The 21,654-nt window shown below is 71.8% G+C and carries 2 protein-coding genes (both cut by a window edge); both read right to left on the bottom strand.

Annotated features, from left to right (window positions below):
* Positions 1-13,592: the 5' portion of a non-ribosomal peptide synthase/polyketide synthase gene (locus AAF604_09585; GenBank protein MEM7049902.1), read on the bottom strand. Its footprint begins 36,976 nt before the window's first position; only the first 13,592 of its 50,568 coding nucleotides appear in the window; its start codon is at positions 13,590-13,592; its stop codon lies off the left edge, out of view.
* Positions 13,589-21,654 carry the 3' portion of an amino acid adenylation domain-containing protein gene (locus AAF604_09580; GenBank protein MEM7049901.1) on the bottom strand. Its footprint extends 3,952 nt past the window's final position, so the window shows 8,066 of its 12,018 coding nt (coding positions 3,953-12,018); its start codon lies off the right edge, out of view — the gene reads right to left on this strand; its stop codon occupies positions 13,589-13,591. Before AAF604_09580 ends, AAF604_09585 begins: the two co-directional genes overlap by 4 nt.

Genomic DNA, 21,654 nt, shown 5'->3' with positions numbered 1-21,654 from the left:
GTCGCCAGGAGGATCATGTAGGGGGTGGTGCCGGTCTCCCCGGCGAGGCGCCCGAGGTCGGCGATCACCTCCGGGAAGACGACCTCCCGCATCGCCCCCTGGAGACTCTGGGTCGCCGGTCGCGGCCGGTCCGTGGGCAGCTCGAGCACCGGCGGCGAGGCGCCGAGGCGCTGGCGCCACCAGTCGACCTGCCCCTCCAGAACGTCGCCCGAGAGCCATTCGCGCTGCCAGAGGGCGAAGTCGACGTACTGCACCGGCAGAGGCTCGAAGTCGGGCTTCCGGCCACCGTGCAAGGCGCGATAGCCCGCGCCGAGCTCACGCACGAAAACCCCTACCGACCAGCCGTCGCCGACGATGTGATGGAGGGTGACGAACAGCATGTGATGGTCGTCTTCGAGCTGCGCCAGGTGGGCCCGCAGCAACGGCCCGCGCACCAGGTCGAAGGGCCGAGCCGCCTCGGCGAAGGCCAGACCTTCGGCGACCTGCAGCCGCCGCTGCGGCGCCAGGGCCGTGAGATCGACCAGCGGCAGCAGAGGGGAATCGCCGGGGAGCTCCGGATGCACCACCTGAGCCGGGTCCTCAGCGCTCGCGACCATCGTGGTGCGCAGTGTTTCGTGACGCGCCACCAGCGATTCGAGGGTGGCGCGCAGGGCCGAAACCCGCAGCCGACCGCGCAGGCGCACCACCGCCGGGATGTTGTAGGCGGCGCTGCCGGGATCGAGCTGATCGAGCAGCCAGAGACGCTGCTGCGCGAAGGACAGCGGCTGCGGCCCGGAGCGCCGGCGCGGTACCACCGGCCCCGGATCGCTCCCCTGCTGCTCCACCCCACCGCCGCCGCTGAGGTGCCTGGCGAGGGCCGCCACCGTCGGCGCTTCGAAGAGGGTGCGCAGGGCGAGAGCCTGGCCGAAGGCCTGCGGCAGCCGGGCGATGACGCGCGTCGCCAGCAGGGAATGACCGCCAAGCTCGAAGAAATCGTCTTCCACCCCCACCCGCTCGACCTCGAGCACCTCGGCGAAGATCTCCGACAGGCGCTCTTCGATCTCGCCGCGCGGCGCCACGTAGTCGGCGGTGCTGGCGATCTCACGGTCCGGTGCCGGCAGCGCCCGACGATCGACCTTGTTGCTGGAGGTCATCGGCAGGGCCGCGAGGACGACGAAATCAGGCGGCACCATGTAGTCCGGCAGGCGCTTCTTGAGCTGGCTGCGCAGAGCCTCGCGGGACGGCGCCGGGTGGCCTTCGGCAGCGACCAGGTAGGCGCACAGGCGCTTTTCGCCGGGACCGTCTTGGCGCGCCAGCACCACCGCCTCGGCCACCGCCGAGTCCTCCCGCAGGACCGCTTCGATCTCACTCAGCTCGATGCGGAAGCCGCGCACCTTGACCTGGTGGTCGATGCGACCGAGGAACTCGAGCTCGCCGTCGGGGAGGGAGCGCACGCGATCGCCGGTGCGATACATGCGCGCCCCGGCGATTCCCGAGAAGGGCTCCGGCACGAACTTCTCGGCGGTCAGGGCCGGTCGGCCGAGATAGCCCCTGGCGAGACCGGCACCGGCGAGGCAGAGCTCGCCCGGCGCCCCGAGGGGTACGGCGGCGAGATCGGGAGCGACGACGTAGCCCTGGACTCCGTGCACCGGGCGACCGATGGGCAGCTCGCCGGAGGGCCGCCGAAGGCGCCGCAGCTCGCTCATGGTGGCGACCACGGTGGCCTCCGTCGGCCCGTAGTTGTTGATCATCCGAAAGCCCGGCAGGGACCAGCTCCACCAAGCCTCGACCCGCTCCGGAATCGCCCGGTCGCCGCCGAAAACCGCCAGCCGCAGCGGCGCCGGGTCGCCCGCCGGGCGCTGCGGCAGGGCGGTGGCGAGCTCCTGCCAATAGGTCGTCGGCAGGCTGAGCTGGGTGACCTGCAGGTCGTTCAGGCGATCGAGGAAGTGGCCTGGCGAGGAGATCATCTCTTCGCGCCGCAGCACCAGGGCGCCGCCGCGGCCGAGGATCGGGAAGATCTCCTCGGCGGCGTGATCGAAGCCGATCGACACGAACTGCAGGACCCGATCCCGCCGTCCGAGGGCGAAGATCTCGGCGGCGCTGCGGATGTAGTTGGCCACCGAGTGGTTCTGCACCGCCACCCCCTTGGGCCGCCCCGTCGAGCCGGAGGTGTAAATGATGTAGGCGAGGCCTTCCGGCGGCGTCGGCGCCGAGCCCGCGGCCGGCGCCGGCGCGCGCCGACGGTCGAGGTGGAGCACCGGCAGACCGGCGGGCAGCGTCGGCAGCGGCAGCCGCGACACGCTCACCAGCGCCGCCGGTCGCGCATCGTCGAGGATGTAGGCCAAGCGCTCCGCCGGAATCGCCGGATCGAGAGGGATGTAGGCGGCGCCGGCGCGCAGGATTCCGAACAGGCCGACCATCAGATCGACATGGCGGTCGATCAGCAGTGCCACCGGCGAATCCGGCCCGGCACCGACGGCGCGCAGGTGCTGGGCCAGCCCCTCGGCGAGCTCATCGAGGGCACGATAGGTGATCTGGTCCTGGCCGCAGACCACCGCCACCGAGTCCGGCCAGCGCTGAGCGCTCTCCCGGAAGAGCTGGTCGAGGCTGGCGGCCGGAAATGCATCGCCGACGTCGTTCCACTCCCGCAGCAGCTGGTGACGTTCGGCCTCGGCGAGCAGCGGCAGATCGAGGAGCGCCAGCTCCGGCTCCGCCACCAGGGCGCCGAGCAGAGACTCGAAGGAGCGCACCCAACGCTCGGCGGTGGTGCGATCGAAGAGGTCGGCGTTGTACTGCCAGGAGCCGCGCAGGGAACCATCGTCGTCACCCTCGATCATCCACAGAGTGAGGTCGAAATGGACCTCCGGGTCGCCTTCCGACGGCAGCGGCCCGACGGCGAGGTCCGGCAGATCGAGCTGCGGCACGAAGAAGTTCTGGAAGCCGAAGAGCACCTGGAACCAGGGAGAACGGCTGAGATCGCGCTCCGGACGCAGCTCCTCGAGAAGGGTCTCGAAGGGCACGTCCTGGTGCTCGTAGGCCCCCAGGGTGACGGCGCGCACGCGCTCGAGGAGCCGGTCGTAGGCCGGGTTGCCGGTGAGATCGCTGCGCAGCACCAGGGTATTGACGAAAAAGCCGATCAGCTCTTCGATCTCGCGCCAGCGGCGATTGGCGACGTAGGTGCCGACGGCGATGTCGTCCTGCCGCGAGAAGCGCGCCAGCAGCGCCTTGAAGGCGGTCAGCAGCACCATGAAGAGGGTCGCCCCCTGGCGCCGGGCGAGCTGCCGCAGACCGGCGGCGACGTCGTCGCCGAGGGCGAAGGTGACTTCGCCGCCACGGTGACTCTGCAGGGCCGGCCGCGGGCGATCGGTGGGTAGCTGCAGCACCGAGCCGCCGTCGCCGAGGCGCTGGCGCCAGTAGTCGACCTGGCGCGCAAGCACTTCGCCGCTCAGCCAAGAGCGCTGCCAGGCGGCGTAGTCGGCATAGCGCAGCGGCAGCGGCGACAGCGGCGACAGCGGCGACGGCAGTTCCCGGGCGAGGGCTTCGAACAGACTGCCGAGCTCGCGCGTGAAGACGCCGAGAGACCAGCCGTCACCGACGATGTGATGCAGGGTGACCAGCAGGACATGGCGGTCCTCCCCTTCGCGCAGCAGGGTGGTCCGAATCAGCGGTCCACGGGCGAGGTCGAAGGGCCGCCGGGCCTCGTCCCGGCGCAGGCGCTCGCGCTCGGCGGTGCGCCGCGAGGTCGGCAAGGCGGCGAGGTCGATCAGCGGTAGACGGGCCCCAGCCGGCGCCAGGATTCGCTGAGTCGGCTCGCCATCGCGCTGCGGAAAGACGGTGCGCAGGGCCTCGTGGCGGCGCTCGATCTCCCCCAGCGTCGCCGCCAGCACGGCCACCTCGAGGCGGCCTGCGAAGAGCACCGCCGAGGGAATGTTGTAGACCGCCGTCGCCGGATCGAGCTCGACCAGCAGCCACTGGCGGAGCTGGGAGTAGGACAGCGGCAGGTCGCGATCGCCGGCCACCGGCGTGATCGGTGGGATCTCCTCGCCTTGGCGCGCCTGCTCGACGACGGCGGCCATGGCGCGCGGCGTCGAGGCCTCGAAGAGAGCGCTCAACGGGAGGTCGAGGCCCAGGGCCTGGCGGATGCGGGCCATCAGCTGGGTCGCCATCAGCGAGTGGCCGCCGAGCTCGAAGAAGGCGCCGTCGGCCCCCACCTGTTCGAGGCGCAAGGTCTCCGCCCACAAGCCGGCGAGGAGCTCCTCGAGGGGCGTGCGCGGTGCCGCCCCGCCGCCGTCGACGGCCGGCGGCGCCGGCAGGGCGCGGCGATCGACCTTGCCATTGGCGGTCACCGGCAAGGCCGCGAGCCAGAGAATCACCGGCGGCACCATGTAGTCCGGCAGCGTCTCCTCCAGCCAGCCCTTGATCTCTTCCGCCGCCAGCCGGTCTGCGATCAGCTCACCGGCCTCGGCGGGCGGCGAGTCGTCCCCCGACGGACCGACCAGATAGGCCACCAGCCGCTTGTCGGCCCCGCTGCCGTCGACCACTACGCAGCTCTGCAGCACCTCTTCGTGGGCGGCGAGAGCGGCCTCGATCTCGCCCAGCTCGATGCGAAAGCCGCGCACCTTGACCTGGTGATCGAGGCGACCGAGGAACTCGAGCTCGCCGCGATGGTTCCAGCGCACCAGATCGCCGGTACGGTAGAGACGGCCGCCGGCGGAGGCTCCCGGGAAGGGATCCGGAACGAAGCTCTGGGCGGTCCTCGCCGGCAGCCCGAGATAGCCCCGCGCCAGTCCCGGCGAGGCGACGCACAGCTCACCGGGAGCTCCCGGAGGGACCGGCCGCTGGCGGCGATCGAGCACCAGCAGGCGGCAGCCGACGTTGGCGCTGCCGAGATGCATGCGGTCCTCGAACAGCAGGCTGCTGACCCACACCGTGGCCTCGGTGGGGCCGTAGCCGTTGACCACCCGGCGGTGCTCCGTCGACCAGCGCTGGGCCACCTGTGGGCTGCACGCCTCGCCGGCGACCACCAGCCGGCGGAAGGCCGGATAGGGGCGCTCGGGAATCGCGCTCAAGGACGACGGGGGCAGGAAGGAGGCGGTGATCGCGAGGCGCTCGAGCAGGTCGCCGAAAGCCGGGCTGGGCATCAGCGCGCTGGAGTCCGCAAAGCACAGGGTGGCGGCGCTCGCCAGGGTCGGCACGATCTCCGCCACCGAGCCGTCGAAGCTCGGCGAAGCGAACTGCAAGATGCGCGACGGGCCGTCGAGATCGAGGGCCAACCGTCCCGTGTGCACCAAGCCGGCGAGGCCCTGATGGGAAACCCCGACGCCCTTCGGCCGGCCGGTCGAGCCGGAGGTGAAGATGACGTAGGCGAGGGCGTCCATCGGCACCGCCGGCAAGGACACGGGCGGCGCCGCCGCGGCGAGCAGGTCTTCGAGAATGCTCACCTTCGGAGCCGCCTTCGGGAGGCTCTCGGCGATCGCCCGATGGGCCACCACCAGCCGGCAGGCGGCGGTCTCGATCATGTAGCCGAGGCGCTCGGCCGGATAGGCCGGATCGAGGGGCACCCAGGCGCCGCCCGCCTTGCTGACGGCGAGGATGGCGAGGGCCCAATCTGGGGAGCGCTCGAGGAACAGGCCCACGGTGCAGTCGGTGCCGACCCCCGCCGCCCGCAGGTGCTGCGCCAGACGGTCGCTACGGCGGTCGAGCTCGCCGTAACTGATGGCGCCGCCTTCCCAGGCCAGCGCCACCAAGTCCGGACGTTCCTGGCAGACGATGGTGAACAGGTCGACGAGGGACATCGGAACCGGCGTCAGGGGATCGCCCTGCCCCCACTCGTCGAGCACCGCTTGACGCTCGATGGGCGACAGCCAGTCGAGGGACGCCAGGCTCTTTTCGGGGCTTTCCAGGCCATGGGCGAGGAAGCGCCCATAGCGCTCCAGCAAACGGCGGGCGGAAACCTCGTCGAACAGGTCCTTGGCGTAGTTGAGGGCGAGCTCGAAGCCGCCGCTCTGCCGCGGGATGGCCTGCAGGGTGAGATCGAACTTGGCGACGCCGAGCTCGGGCTCATCGATGGCGATTTCGAGGCCCGGCAGGCGCAACGACTCGCGGGGCGCGTTCTGCACCACCAACATCACCTGGAAGAGGGCCTCGCGGGCGCGCTCGCGGTCGGTCGAGAGCTCTTCCACCAGGCGTTCGAAGGGCAGGTCCTGATGCGCCAGATCGTCGAGCACCCCGTGCCGCACCTTCTCGAGCAGCGACTCGAAGCTGTCTTCGCCCTCGACCGTCGCTGCCAGCGGCAAGGTGTTGACGAAGAAACCCACCAGGCCTTCGAGCTCAGGCCGCGGGCGGTTGGCGACGGGTGACCCGACGATCACCTGGCGCTGGCCGCTGAGGCGCGCCAGCAGGCCCTGATAGGCCGCCAGCAGGACCATGAAGGCGGTCGCGCCATGGGCCGCGGCGAAGGCCTCGAGGCGCCCGGCGGTCGCTCCCGAGAGCTGGTCGCGAACGGTGCCACCGCGATGACTCGGCACCGCCGGCCACGGGCGATCGGTGGGCAGCTCGAGCACCTCGGGCCGCTCCCCCAGGCGCCGGCGCCAGTAGGCGAGTAGGCCTTCGACTCGCTGCGGGTTCAGCCGAGCCCGCTGCCAGCGGGCGTAGTCGCCGTACTGCACCGGCAGGTCCGCGAGGCGCGCATCGCCAGCCCGCCGGCGGGCGGCGTAGCCGGAGGACAGCTCGTCGACCAGCACTCCCATCGACCAGGCGTCGCCGGCGATGTGATGGAGGGTGAGGGCGAGGCGATGGTGATCCTCTGCCAGGCGCACCAACAGCAAGCGCATCACCGGCCCGGCGCCGAGGTCGAAGGGCCGCGCGATCTCGGCGGCCAGGATGCTCTCGGCGAGCGCCATCCGTCGCGCTTCCTGCAGCGCCGTCAGATCGAGGCGCTGCAGGACTTCGCCGTTCGCCGCGTCGACCCGCTGCACCGGCACGCCATCGGCCTCCGGATAGCGCGTCCGCAGCACCTCGTGACGCCGCAAGATCTGATCGCTGACGGCGGCCAGGGCGGCCCCATCGAGGTCACCGCGCAGATCGAGCACCACCGCCAGGTTGTAGGTCGCCATACCCGGCGCGAGGTGATCGAGGAACCAGAGGCGCTGCTGAGCGAAGGACAGCGGTGCATCCCCAGAGCCCGCCGGCGCCGGCGACAAGGCGTCGACCGCCGTTTCGCCGGCGAGCCGATCGTCCGCCGGATCAGCCGGCAGCTCGGCCAGGCGCGCCGCGAGGCCTGCGACCGTCGGGGCCTCGAACAGGGCCCGCAGGGGCAGCTCCCGCCCCAGATCGTCGCTGAGCCGCGCCAGCAGCCGCGCCGCCGCCAGGGAGTGGCCGCCGAGGCCGAAGAAATCCTCGTCGGCAGCAACCCCGCGTCGCCCGAGAACGGCCGCGAAGTGCTCCGCCAAGCGTTGCTCCAAGCCCTCCGTCGGCGGCCGGCCGCCGGGCCGTTCGGCCTGCGGCAAGCCGCGCCCCGTCAACGCCTTGCGGTCGACCTTGCCGTTGGGCGTGAGGGGCAGCTCCGGCAGCCACGAGAAGGCAACCGGCACCATGGAGTCCGGCAGCGAGGCGAGCAGGCGGCGGCGCAGCTCGGCGGCATCCAGCTCCTTGGCGTCCAGCTCCTCCCCCACCAGCCAGGCCACGAGGTGAGATTCGCCGGCCGCGGGGCCGGTCCCCGGGATCGCCACCACCACCGCCTGGGCCACTTCCGGCTGGGCCTCCAGGACGGCTTCGATCTCGCCCAACTCGATGCGAAAGCCGCGCACCTTGACCTGGTGATCGAGGCGGCCGAGGAAATCGATCTCGCCGTCGGCCCGCCAGCGCGCCAGATCACCGGTGCGATAGAGGCGACTGCCGGCCTCCGGCGCCCAGGGATCGGGTACGAAGCGCTCGGCGGTGAGGGCCGGACGGCCGAGATAGCCGCGCGCCAGGCCGGCGCCGGCGATCAGCAGCTCGCCGGCCACGCCGACCGGCGCCGGCCGCCCCAGCGGGTCGAGAATCTGGATGCGGGTGTTGGCGATCGGCCGGCCGATGGAGACGGTCGCTTCGCGGCCCAGGCGGCGCCGGGCCGACCAGATGGTGGTTTCCGTCGGCCCGTAGAGGTTCCAGGCCTCGGAGCCACGCGCCACCAGCTGATCCGCCAGCTCCCGCGGCAGCGCCTCACCACCGCACAGAACCTTCAGGCGCGTCGTCGGCCAACGCCCCTCCACCAGCAATCGCCAGGTGGCCGGGGTGGCCTGGAGAACGGTGGTGCCGGTGTCTTCGATCTGGCGGCGCAGCGCGGCGCCATCGGCCGCCTGTTCCCGTCCGGCGATCACCAGCCGGGCGCCGGTGAGCAGCGGCAAGAAGAGCTCGAGGCCGGCGATGTCGAAGGACAGGGTGGTGACGGCGAGCAGGACGTCGTCGGCCTCGAGACCGGGCGCCTCGGCCATCGAACGCAGGAAGCTCAGCAGCGCACCATGCGGTACCTGCACTCCTTTTGGGCGTCCCGTCGAGCCGGAGGTGTAGAGCACGTAGGCGGCCATCGCCGGATCGACCCGCGGGCGCGGCGCCGGCGGCGCGTCCGTCACCTTCTCGTCGAGCACCAGCGCCGGCAGACCGGCCGGCAGCAGCGCTGCGACTTCGCTCAAGACCCGGCGCGACGACAGCACCAGCGCCACCCCCGAGTCGGCGGCGATGAAGCGCAGGCGCCCCGCCGGCAGCGCCGGATCGAGGGGCAGATACCAGCCCCCGGCCTTGGCGATGGCGAGCAAAGCCACCACCATCTCCGGCGAGCGCTCGAGGCTGACCGCCACCCCGATCTCGGGGCCGATGCCGTTCGCCGCCAGCCGGTCGGCGAGGGCCTCGGCGGCAGCGTCGAGGGCGCCGAAGGAGAGGCCGCCCCGGTCCATCCAGACGGCCACCCGATCGGGCCAAGCGGCGACCAGATCCGCGAAGGCCTGGTGCCAGGTCTGGGCCGGATAGGCGCGCGCCGCGTCGTTCCACTCCCACAGCAGCTGGTGACGCTCGCTGGTGGCGAGCAAGGGCAGCTCCCGGAGGGCCGTCTCCGGACGCCGCTGGACCTCGGCCAGCAAGGCCACGAAGTGGCGTCGCAGGCGCTCCATGGTGCTGCCGTCGAAGAGGTCCGTGCGGTAGGTCCAGACCTCTTCGAGGCCTTCGTCACGGGAAGTCAGGGAGAGGGTGATGTCGAAGCGCGAGGTGGTGCCGCCGAAGCTCGCCGGGGCGGCCTCGACGCCGGCAAAGTCGAGGCGCCGCTGCGGCGTGTTCTGCAGGATCATCATCACCTGGAAGAGCGGCTCGCGGGAGAGATCGCGCTCCGGCTGCAGCGCCTCCACCAGGCGCTCGAAGGGCAGCTCCTGCTTGGCGAAGGCGCTCAAGGTGGTGTCGCGCAGCGCCCCGGCGAGGTCGTCGAAGGCGGTCGCCGGCGCGACCTCGCCACGGATCGTCAGGGTGTTGACGAAGAAGCCGATCAGGCCCTCGAGCTCGGCCCGCGGCCGATTCGCCACCGGCGTGCCGACGGTCAGCTCGCGGGCTCCGGAATAGCGCGCCAGGAGCGCCATCCAGACCCCCATCAGCCCCATGAACAGGGTGATGCCGCGCTGTCGGCAGAAGGCCTCGAAGGCGGCCTCGTCAGCGGCCGGCAGCAGGCGCCGCAGGGTGGCGCCGCGGAAGGTCTGGACCGCCGGCCGCGGCCGGTCCGTCGGCAGCTCGAGGGCCGGCGGAACAGCACCGCCGAGGTCGCGTCGCCAGTCTTCGACCAGGGCGGCGGTGCGCTCGGCGGTCAAGGAGCGCCGCTGCCAGCGGGCGTAGTCGCGGTACTGCAGCGCCAACGGCGCATCTTCGAGGGCGGAGCTGTCCGCGTAGAGCTGCGACAGCTCGCGGGTCATCACCTCGAGGGACCAGCCATCGGCGATGGCGTGGTGGAGGGTGGCGAGAAAGCGAAAGCGCGGTGCCGGCTCCGATCGGGCCTCCTCCGCCGACGATCCGAGCCGGAAAAAGACGCCCCGGTAAAGCGGTCCCCGACGCAAATCGAAGGGCGCCGCGGCGGCCTGCTGGGAGACTCGCTCGATCTCTCCCGCCCGGCGCGCCGACGGCAGCGAGCCGAGGTCGATCTCGCGCAGCGCCGGCGGCAAGTCCTCGAGAACCCGCTGCAGAAGCCCGTCATCACCGTCCTCGAGCACCGTGCGCAGCACTTCGTGACGGTGCAGCAGAGCGCGCAAAGCGGCCACCAGCCGCGGCACCTCGAGGGCGCCGCGGAGGTCGACCGCAAAGGGCAGGTTGTAGGCCGGGCTGCCGGGTTCGAGGCGATCGAGCAGCCACATGCGCTGCTGCGCGAAGGAGGCGGCCTCGGCTCCGTCGTAGGGCTGCGCCTCGAGCTCGACGCTCTCGCCCTCGTTAGTCGGTGAGCGCCGCGCCGCCTCGGCCGCCGCCGCCAGCGCTTCGACCGTCGGGTACTCGAACAGCGAACCCACCGGCAACGACACGCCGAAGGCCTGGCGCAGGCGGGAGACCACCCGGGTGGCGAGCAGCGAATGGCCGCCGAGCTCGAAGAAGCTCTGCCCCAGACGGACTTCCGGCAACCCCAAGACTTCACACCAGATTCCCGCCACCAGCTGCTGCGCCGGCGTGCGCGGCGCCGCCCCCGACGTCCCGCCGTCGACGCCGGCGGGCAGGTCGTGGGCCATCAGCGCCTTGCGGTCGGCCTTGCCGTTGGGCGAAAGGGGGATCTCGTCGAGACGGACGAGCACCGCCGGAACCATGTAGTCCGGAAGGCGCTCGGCGAGGTGGCCGCGCAGCTCGTCGACCGCGGGATCGGCGCCATCGGCCGCCACCAGGAAAGCCACCAGGCGGCCGCTGCCGGGGCCGTCCTGGCGCACCACCACCACCGCCCGAGCCACCTGCCGATGGCTCACCAGAGCGGCTTCGATCTCGCCGAGCTCGATGCGGAAGCCGCGGATCTTGACCTGGTGGTCGAGGCGACCGAGGTACTCGATATCGCCGTCCGGCAGAAAGCGCGCTAGGTCACCGGTGCGGTAGAGGCGCGCTCCCGGAGTTCTCCCCAGCGGATCCGGCAGAAAGCGCTCGGCAGTCAGCCCCGGGCGGCCGACATAGCCGCGGGCGAGCCCGACGCCGCCGATGTAGAGCTCACCGGCGACTCCCGGCGGGACCGGCCGGAAGGCCTCGTCGAGGAGGTAGATGCGCAGGTTGTGAATCGCTCTGCCGATCGACACCGGCCGCCGCCGGGAGCTCGGCGAGCAGCGCCAGGCGGTGACGTCGACGGCAGCCTCCGTCGGGCCGTAGAGGTTGTGCAGCTCGACCTCCGGCAGGGCCTCGAAGAAGCGCTGCTCGAGCTCGTAGGGCAGCGCCTCGCCACTGCAGACGACGCGCGCCAGGCCGGTGCAGCGGCGCGCCTCCGGCGCCTCCAGAAAGGCCTCGAGCATCGACGGCACGAAGTGCAGGGTGGTGACCTCATCGGCGACGATGCGGTCTACCAGATAGGCGACGTCGCGATGGCCAGCGGGCCGCGCCAGCACCAGCCGCGCGCCGACGATCAGCGGCCAGAAGAGCTCCCAGACGGAGACGTCGAAGCTGATCGGCGTCTTCTGGAGCACCGTGTCCTGGGGCGTCAGGCGGAAGTGGTGCTGCATCCAAAGCAGACGGTTGACGATCGCCCGGTGGCTGTTCATGGCGCCCTTCGGGCGGCCCGTCGAGCCGGAGGTGAAGATGGTGTAGGCGAGCTGATCGGGGTGGTGCCGGCGCGGCAGCGACGCCTGGGCCTCCTCCAGCGGCCGCTGATCGGGGCGCAGCACCGAAGCGGCGAACAGCTCGACCGCGGCCTCGTGATCGGCGCGGCTGAGCACCACCGCCAGCTCCGCCTGGGCCGCCATGTCCCTCAGGCGCGCCGGCGGATACTCCGGGTCGAGGGGAACGTAGGCGCCGCCGGCCTTGAGCACCGCCACCAGGGCCACCATCAGCTCGAGAGAGCGCTCGAGGTGGATTCCGACCCGCTGCTCGGGGCCGACGCCGGCGGCGACCAGCACCCGGGCGAGGTCGGCGGCACGGCGGTCGAGGTCGGCGAAGGTCATGCTGTCGCCTTCGTACAGCAGGGCGGTGGCCGTCGGCGTGCGCTCGGCCTGGGCGGCGAGCAGCTCGGTCAGGGTGGTGATCGCGTAGGGGTGGTCGGTGTCGTTCCAGGTCTCCACCACCTGCCGGCGCTCGGCCTCGGTCAGCCCCTGAAGCTCTTCGAGGGTGGTCTCGGGCCGGCTCGACAGCAGCTCCAGGCAGCGCCCGAAGTGATCGCGCCAGCGCTCGACGTCGACGGCGTCGTAAAGGTCGCGCCGGTACTGGATCTGGAGCCGCAACCGTCGCTCCGGCATCACCGTGACGGTCAACGGATAGTTGGTGGTCGAGATCACCCGTGGCGGCGAGAGATCGAGCACCTTCTCGGCACGCTCGTCGGCGGGGTAGTTCTCGAACACCAGGATGCTCTCGAAGAGCTCCTCTCCGGCTGCCAGCTCGGACCAGCGCTGCACCTCCACCAAGGAGCTGTGCTGCACCTCGAGCAGGCCGACCTGGTCGCCGGCGAGAGCGCTCAGCAGCTCGGAGGCGCGGCCATCGGCGGGCAGGGCGACGCGCAGCGGCAGGGTGTTGATGAACAGCCCGACCATCGACTCGACGCCCGCGAGATCCGTCGGCCGCCCCGACAGCACGGCGCCGAAGATGACATCGCGAGAGCGGCCATAGCGCCCCAGCACCAGGGCCCAGGCGGCCTGAGCCAGGCTGTTGACGGTCAGTCCGCGGCTCGCCGCAAAGGACTCGAGGTCGGCGGTCTGCCGGTCGCTCCACTCGGCCTCGACGACCCCCGGCAGGGTCGCCTGCGGGTCGACGACACCGTTCTCGCCCTCGCCTTCCCCCGCCACCGACCCCGGCCGGGCCAGCCGCACCGCCTCGCCGTAGCCCGCCAGGCGAGGTCGCCAGAAGCTCTCGAGGGCGGCGGCGTCCTGCCCCCGCAGCCAGCGGATGTAGTCGAGGTAGGGCCGCGGCTGCGGCAGACGAAAGGGCCGGCCGGCAACGGTAGCCTCGTAGGCCAGCACCACCTCGGCCAGCACCTGGGCCTTCGACCAGCCGTCGAGGAGGACGTGGTGACTGCTCCACAGCAGGCGGTGGCTCCGCTCTCCCAGGCGCACCAGAACCAGCCGCATCAAGGGCGGCCGGGTGACGTCGAAGGGCTGCCGCCGGTCGGCCGCCAGAAGGTCTTCGAAGGCCGCCTCTTGCTCGCCGGCCGGCCGCTCGCTCCAGTCGAGGCGAGTCAGGGGCAGCGCCGCCCGCTCGTGAACCACCTGCACCGGCTCGTCGAGGCCCTCCCAGCGGAATGAGGTGCGCAGCACGCCGTGGCGGGCCAGGGCTTCCTCCCAGGCGCCGCGGAAGGCGTCGTCGTCGAGATCGCCGTCGAGGAGCCAGGCGGTCTGACCGAGGTACACCCCGACCTGCGGCGCCTCGAGGCTGTGCAGCAGAATGCCGTGCTGCACCGGCGAGAGGTAGCCGATGGCTTCGATGCCGCGCCGCTTCACGACACCCCTCCTTCGTCGCCGAGGGAATCGCCGAGGCTCGACAGAATGCTGTCGAGGGAATCCTGGTCGAGGTCGACGTCGGGGAAGTCGGAGGGCGTGTAGCCCCCGACGCCGGGCGCCTGACAAGCGGCGATCAACGCCCGCAGCTCGGCGAGCTGACTCTCGGCCAGGGCGAGCAGCGTGTCGCGCCGATAGTTGGCGGGATCGAAGCGCCAGCGCAGGGTCAGGCCGCGCTCGTCGCGCTGGGCCTCGACCTCGAGTCGATGGCGACGGCTTCCTCCCGGATGGCGCGTCGGCCCCGGCGAGACCGCCGCCGGTCGCGCCCAGGCGGAGCCATCGTCGCTGGGGGCGGATTCCACCGCCACCAGGCCGAGGTAGTTGAAGCTCACCTCGGCGACCGGCGGCGGCTGCCCTGCCGCCCTTCGGCGCTCGGCCCAGAAGCCATGGCCGAGGCCGCCCGACGGCACCGAGCGGCGCAGCTCCTTGACCGCGACCAAGCTGTCCAGCACGCCATCCGTCGCCGCCACCGCCAAGGTGAGGGGGTAGAGCGCCGTCAGCCAGCCGACGGTGCGGGTGAGGTCGATCTCGGTGCTGAGCTCTTCGCGGCCGTGTGCTTCCACGTCGACCCGCACCCGTTCGCCACCGCTCCACGCCGCCAGCGTCCGTCCCAGGGTCGCCAACAGAGCATCGTCGAGCCCCGTGTCGTAGGCCTTCGGGACTTCCGACAGGAGCTTCTCGGTGTCCTCCGGCGGCAAGGTCACGACCACCTCTTCGGCCTCCCCGACGACTCCGAAGTCGGCCTGCGGAGAGTCCTGCGGCAGGGCCATCACCGGCTTTCCCTGACGGGCCCAAAAGTCGCCCTCGGTGGCGAAGCGCGACGCCTCGGCGAGCCAGTCGGCCCAGGCCTTGAAGGAGGTCGTTTTGGGCGGTAGCCGCACCTCTTCGCCGGCGGCGAGCTGACTCCAGGCGGTCTCGAGGTCTTCCGCCAGAATGCGCCAGGAAACGCCGTCCACCACCAGGTGATGGATCACCAGCAGCAGCCGCGGCTCCGGCCCCGTCGCGAGCACCGCCCGCAGCAGCGGACCGTGCTCCAGATCGAGGCTGCGCTGGGCCTCTTCCGCCGCCGCTGCGAAGCGCTCCTCGGCCTGCTCCGGCGCCAAGCCGGCCAGCTCGACAGAAACCACCAGCGGGCCGCCTTGGGCTCCTTCCACCGGCGCCGAGAGCGGCGCGCCGAAGCTCTGGGACCAGCCGTCTTCGCCCAGCTCGAAACGTCCCCGCAGGGCATCGTGATGGCTCAGCAAGGCGCCGAGAGCGGCTTCCAGCAACGCCGCTTCCGGCGCCTGGCGCAGCTCGAGCACCAGGGCCTGGTTGAACCACCCAGGAGCCGGCCCCGGCTGCTCGAGGAAGCGCCGCTGGATCGGCGTCAGCGGTGCCTCGCCGACCACCGGCCCCTGCTCCGCCCGCGTCGCCGCGGCACTTCCCGCAACCGCCGCCAGCCGCGCCACGGTGCGCTCCTCGAAGATCTGCCGGACGCTCACCTCGAATCCGGCCTGACGCGCCTTCGCCACCACCCGGATACTCAGGATGGAGTCGCCGCCGAGCTCGAAGAAGTCGTCGTCGACCCCCACCTCGGGCACTCCGAGAACCTGCTGCCAGACTGCCACCAGGGACTCCTCCGCTGGCGTCGTCGCCTGCCGCCGGGGCTGATCGCTACCCCAGTCCGGATCCGGCAGCGCCCGGCGGTCGACCTTGCCGTTGGGGGTGCGCGGAATGTCTGTGAGCACCACTACCGCCGATGGCACCATGTACTCCGGCAAGACCTCCCCCAGCAGACGGCGCAGGTCGCCGCCATCGAGTCCACCGCCATCGAACCCGCCGCCGTCGCCGGCGGCGCCGCGGACATAGGCCACCAGGCGCACGTGGCCGCCACTCACCGGCCGGTCGACCACCAACCCCTCTTCGACTCCCGGCAATGACTCGAGAACGGCCTCGATCTCGCCGGGCTCGACCCGATGGCCGCGCACCTTGACCTGGTGGTCGATGCGGCCGAGAAACTCGATGGCGCCGTCGGCACGCCAGCGCACCCGGTCGCCGGTGCGGTAGAGACGCGCCCCGGGGTGCGACGCGAAGGGATCGGGCACGAAGCGCTCACCGGTCAGAGCCGGTCGACGGAGGTAGCCGCGGGCCAGGCCGGGTCCGCCGATCAGCAGCTCTCCGGGAACCCCCGCCGGCACCGGCCGGAGCTGGTCGTCGACCACATAGATGCGCGCCCGGGCGATCGGCCGGCCGATCGGCACGCGGTCCTCCACCGCCTCCGGCAGGCAGTGCCAGGAGGTGGCGGCGATCGACGCCTCGGTGGGTCCGTAACGGTTGTAGAGGTCGGCGCTCGAGACGGCGAAGAAGCGCTCCCGCAGGTCCACCGGCAGGGCCTCGGCGCTCGACGCCACGCTGTGCAGTGCCGGCGCCTCGGCGAAGGCCTCCTCGTCGAGCAAGAGGCGCAGCAGCGAAGGGGTGAAGATTCCCTGGTGAACGCCCTGGTCGCGCACCAGGGCGGCGAGATGGCTGGGCTCCTGGTGCCCGCCCGGGCGGGCCATCACCACGCGGCCGCCGGCGAGCAGCGGCAGGAAGATCTCCAACACCGAGACATCGAAGCTGATCGACGCCTTGTGGAGGAAGCGGTCCCCCGATCGCAGGTGTCCGGCGGCCGGGGCGAAGGTCAGGCGATTGACCACCCCGCGATGGGGGATCATCACGCCCTTCGGCCGCCCCGTCGAGCCCGAGGTGTGGATGATGTAGGCGAGGTTTTCGGGGCCGATATCGACCCGCGGGTCGTGGTCGTGCTCGCCCCCGACGTGCGCCAGGCTGACGGTGCGCAGACCGTCGATGCCGGCGCCGTCGGCCGCCACCAGCAGCTCGAGACCGACGTCGGCGGCGATCTGGCGCCGCCGCTGCTCCGGATAGGCGGGATCGAGGGGCACGTAGGCGCCACCGGCCTTCGAGATGCCGAGCAGCGCCGCCACCAGCTCCGGCGAGCGCTCGAGGGACACCCCGACCGGCTGGTCCGGAACCACCCCGAGGCGGATCAGGCGATGGGCCAAGCGGTTGGCGAGGGCGTTGAGCTCGCCGTAGGTCAACGTGCGGCCCTCGCACCACACCGCCACCGCCTCGGGCATACGTTGGGCCCAGCCCTCGGTGGCATGGTGCAGCAAGCCGTCGGCGCGATAGTCGACGGGCGGCCGGTTCCACGCCTCCAGAACTTGGTGGCGCTCCTCGGCGGTGAGCAAGGAGAGGTCGCCGAGGGCGATCGCCGTCTCCGCCTCGAGAGCCCGGCCGAGCTCTTCGAGGGCCTGCTCGAAGTGCCCCAGGACCGCAGCCGCGGCGGCATCGGTCAGGCGCTCGCGGTCGTAGCCGACGCGCAGCTCGAGTTGCCTTCCGGGGGTCACCACCAGCACCAGCGGGTCATTGGTCTGCTCGCGGAACTCGGGACGGCCCTGGACCAGGCCATCGGCCGACAGCAGCGCTTCGTCGAAGGGATAGTTCTCGATCACCAGCAGGCTCTCGAACAGCGGCTCTCCGGCCGCCACGGCGCTGCAGCCCTGCACCCGGCCGAGGGCAGCGTGCTCCCAACGGCGGCGCTCGACGGAGGCCGCCTGCAAGCCCTCCAGCCACTCGCCGACGGTGGCATCAGCGGCAAGCTGCAGCCGCACCGGCAGGGTGTTGATGAACAGCCCGACGAGAGCCTCGACCCCGGGCAGCTCCGCCGGTCGACCGGCGACGGTGGCCCCGAAGAGCACATCGCGCTGACCGCTGTAGCGGCTCAGCACCAGGCCCCAGGCACCCTGCAGCAGGGTGGCGAAGGTGAGACCGTGACACCGGGCCTGGTGCTCGAGGCGAGTGACCAAGGCGGACTCCACGGTGCGCTCGCGGCGCCCGCGGTCGGGACCGCCGCCGTAGTCTCCGCGCGTCGACGGACGGCCGGCCGGGCGATCGACGCCCAGCGGCGTCGCCGCCGAGAAGTCGCCCAGGACGCCGCGCCAATAGTCTTCCTCCGCCTGGTCGTCGCCCTCGGCGAGCCAGGCGACGTAGTCGCGGAAGGGCGCCACCGTCGGCAGATCGGTCGCTCGTCGACCACGGTAGAGGGTCAGCACCTCGGACATCACCTGGGCCGCCGACCAGCCATCGAGAATCAGGTGATGGAAGGTCCACACCAGGCGCCAGCCGTCCTCCGGCCGCGGCGTCAGGGCGAGACGCATCAAGGGCGCCCGGGAAAGGTCGAAGCCGCGGCGACGATCGGCCTCGAGGTCGAGCTCCTCGACGACTTCGAGGGCGGGCGCCGCGGCCGGCCCGACCACCTGGTGCGGTCGCGGCAAGTCCTGCCACTGAAAGGAGGTGGCAAGGACCGGATGGCGTTCCGCGACCACCCGCCAGGCGTCCTCGAAGGCCGTCCGGTCGAGGTCGCCACCGAGATCGCAGACCAGCTGCTCGACGAACACCCCTTCGCCCGGCCGATAGAGGCTGTGGAACAGCATCCCTTCCTGCACCGGCGTCAGCGGGTAGAGATCCCGCAGGGCCGGCTCCCAGGCCAGGACGCGGTCGAGGCCGGCGCCATCGAGGTCGGCCAGCGGAAACTCTGCCGGCACTCGCCAAGGGGCCGCTGGCGGCGTCGCGACCAGCTCTTCGAGAAAGCGCAGAGTGGCGGCGCCGAGATCGGCCGCCAGGCTCTCCGCCACCCGGCCGGGTACGAAGGTCAAGGTCATCCGCAAACGACCCTCGAAGATCGCGGCGTCGACCTCGAGGGCATAGCGACGGCGCCCGGAAGGCGCCCGCTGAGGCCCGGGGTCGGCGTCGATGGGCCGCCACGGGCAGTCCTCCGGCAGCAACCCATCGAGGCGCCCGAGGTAGTTGAACAACACCTCCGCCGAGGCCGCCGGAGCACTGTCCCGCCGCCAGCGCAGGTAGCCGGTGCCGCCGGACGGCACGCTGCGACTGCGCTGCTTGACGGTGCGCACCAGGTCGGCAGCGGTCGTGACCGCCGAGAGGTCGAGGTTCAAAGGGTAGAGCGCGGTGAACCAGCCCACCGTGCGCGACAGATCGACTCCCGCGAGCGGCAGATCGCGGCCGTGCCCTTCGAGGTCGATGCGCAGGCGGGTGCGCTCACAGAGCTCACCGAGGGCTCGCGCCAGTCCGGCCAGCAGGAGCTCGTCCGGACGCGCGCCGGTGGCTGCCGCAAGGCTCCCCACCAGCGCCTCGGTAGTGCCTTCGGAAAGCTCCCAGGTGCGGCGAATCACCGCCGCCTCGACCTCCTGCTCGGCCGGCGCCTGGGCGAAGCATGGCTCCGCGGCGGAAGCTTCTGCGTCCTGCCAGAAGTCGCTCTCCGGAGCCGGCAGGTCCTGCTCCGCAAGCGTCCGGCTCCAGGCCTCGAAGGAGGTCGTCTTGGGCGGCAGGACAGGCCCTTCGCCGCGCCGGCGAGCCGCGTAGACGAGCCACAGATCCTCCAGCAATGGGCGCCAGGAGTAGCCATCGATCACCAGATGGTGAATGGCGATCAGCAGCCGCCCCCCGCCGCTGGCGAAGCGCAGCAAACCGACTCCGACCAGCGGACCCTCGGCCAGGTCGAGGCTGCCCTGGATCGCTGCCAGGGCCGCCCGGTAGGCCGGATCCTCGGGATTCGCCAGGTCGTAGACGGCGATCGGCTGCAGCTCACCGGGAGCGGCGATCCGCGCCTGCCAGGAGGGTCCGGCGACCGCCCGGAAGCGGGCCCGCAGGCCATCGTGATGCGCCAGGACGTCGCTCCAGGCGGCGATCAACGGCGCCACCTCCAGCCCGTCGTCGAGGTCGAGCAGCACCGACTGGTTCCAGTGCTGCGGCACCGGGCCGGCGGTCTCGAAGTACCAGCGCTGGATCGGCGACAGGATCTGCTCGCCGACCACCGGTCCCTGCTCCGGCAAGCTGCCGTCGACCTCCTCAGCGGCCGCCGCCAGGGCCGCCAGGGTGGGGTGCTGGAACACCGACCGAGCCTCCAGCCGGAGACCGGCGGCACCGGCTCGTGCGACCACCTGCAGACTGCTGATGGAGTCTCCGCCCAGGCGGAAGAAGCTGTCGCCGCGACCGACCTCGTCGACCCCTAGAACATCGCGCCAAATGCCGGCCAGAAGCTCCTCCCGGCCGGCGCGAGGCGCTTCGTCGCCAACGCCCTCGGCGGCTCGCCACTGCGGCTCCGGCAGAGCCCGTCGATCGAGCTTGCCGTTCGGGCTCAAGGGGAAGGCCTCGAGGAAGACGAAGGCCGCCGGCACCATGTGGTCCGGCAGACGCTCGCCGAGATGCTGCCGGAGAGCTGCCTCGTCGACCTCACCATGATTGGTGAGGTAGGCCACCAAGCGCGCCGAGGCGCCGCCGTCCTGGCGCGCCAGCACCGCTGCTTCGCGCACCGCCGGGTGCTCCGTCAGCACCGCTTCGATCTCGCCGAGCTCGATGCGGAAGCCCCGCACCTTGACCTGGTGATCGACGCGCCCGAGATAGTCGATGTCGCCCTCCGGCAGGAAGCGGGCGAGATCGCCGGTGCGGTAGAGGCGACCACCGCCGTCGGCGGCGAAGGGATCCGGCCGAAAGCGGTCGGCGGTCATCGCCGGGCGGCCGATGTAGCCCCGGGCGAGGCCGACGCCGCCGATCCAGAGCTCTCCCGCCACCCCCACCGGCACCGGCCGGAAGCGGCGATCGAGGAGGTAGATGCGCAGGTTGTGGATCGGTCGGCCGATGGCCACCGGACGCCGTTCGGAATCCGGCCGGCAGCGCCAGGCGGTGACGTCCACGGCGGCCTCGGTGGGGCCGTAGAGATTGTGCAGCTCGACCTCCGGCAGGGCGGCGAAAAAGCGCTGCTCGAGATCGAAGGGCAAGGCCTCGCCGCTGCACACCACCCGCCGTAGACCGCCGCAACAGCTGGCCTCCGGCGCCTCCAGAAAGGCCTGCAGCATCGCGGGCACGAAGTGCAGGGTGGTGACGCCGTCGGCGACGATGCGATCGACCAGGTAGCGCCCGTCGCGGTGCCCGCCGGGACGAGCCAGCACCAGGCGGGCGCCGGTGAGCAGCGGCCAGAACAGCTCCCACACGGAGACGTCGAAGCTGATCGGGGTCTTCTGCAGCACCACGTCGTCGGCCCCCAGCCGGAAGTGTTGCTGCATCCAGAGGAGGCGGTTGACGATCGCCCGGTGGCTGTTCATGGCGCCCTTGGGGCGACCGGTCGAGCCGGAGGTGAAGATGACGTAGGCGAGCTGCTGGGGATCGACTCGCGGCAGCTCGCGATCATCGCCGATCGCCGGCGGCGATTCCGCAGTCGCCCTCAGGGCGGGGCGACCGAAGAGCTCGTCCTCCTCGTCCGCCGCCAGGATCAGCGCCAGGTCGGCCTGCTCGGCCATGTCCCGCAGCCGCGCCGCGGGATACTCGGGATCGAGGGGCACATAGGCGCCGCCGGCCTTGAGCACCGCCAACAGGGCGATCATCAGCTCGACCGAACGCTCGAGGTGGATGCCCACCCGGGACTCGGCGCCGACGCCGTGCCGCCGCAGCCGCTGGGCGAGCGCCGTCGCGCGCTGGTCGAGCTCGCCGAAGGTCAGCGTCCGGCCTTCGAAGAGCACACAAGGTGCCGCCGGTGAGCGCGCCGCCTGGGCCTCGAAGAGACCGTGCAGGGTGGTTTCCGGCAGCGGCTCGGCGGTGGCGTTCCACTCCTCCACCACCTGGCGCCGCTCGCTCGCCGAGAGCAGAGCGAGGTCGCCGAAGGCGGTCTGCGGCCGGGCCAGGGCATCGTCGAGCAGCCGCCGCCAATGGTCCAGCAGGCGCTCGGCAGTGGCGCGATCGAAGAGATCGCTGGCGTACTCGCAGGTTCCGGCGAAGCCTTCGCCGTCGGCCAGCAAGCCGACGGTGAGGTCGAGCTTGGCGGTGCCCGTGTCGGGCTCGAGAACTTCGACCTCGAGGCCGGCGATGTCGCCCGCGGGCGGCGTGTTGTGGAGCCCGAACATGACCTGAAAGAGCGGGCTCTGACCGAGGGAGCGCTCCGCCACCACCTCGT

The organism is Acidobacteriota bacterium, from assembly GCA_039028635.1.
Taxonomy (GTDB): Bacteria; Acidobacteriota; Thermoanaerobaculia; order Multivoradales; family JBCCEF01; genus JBCCEF01.
This window is presented reverse-complemented; position numbering and strand designations above follow the sequence as displayed.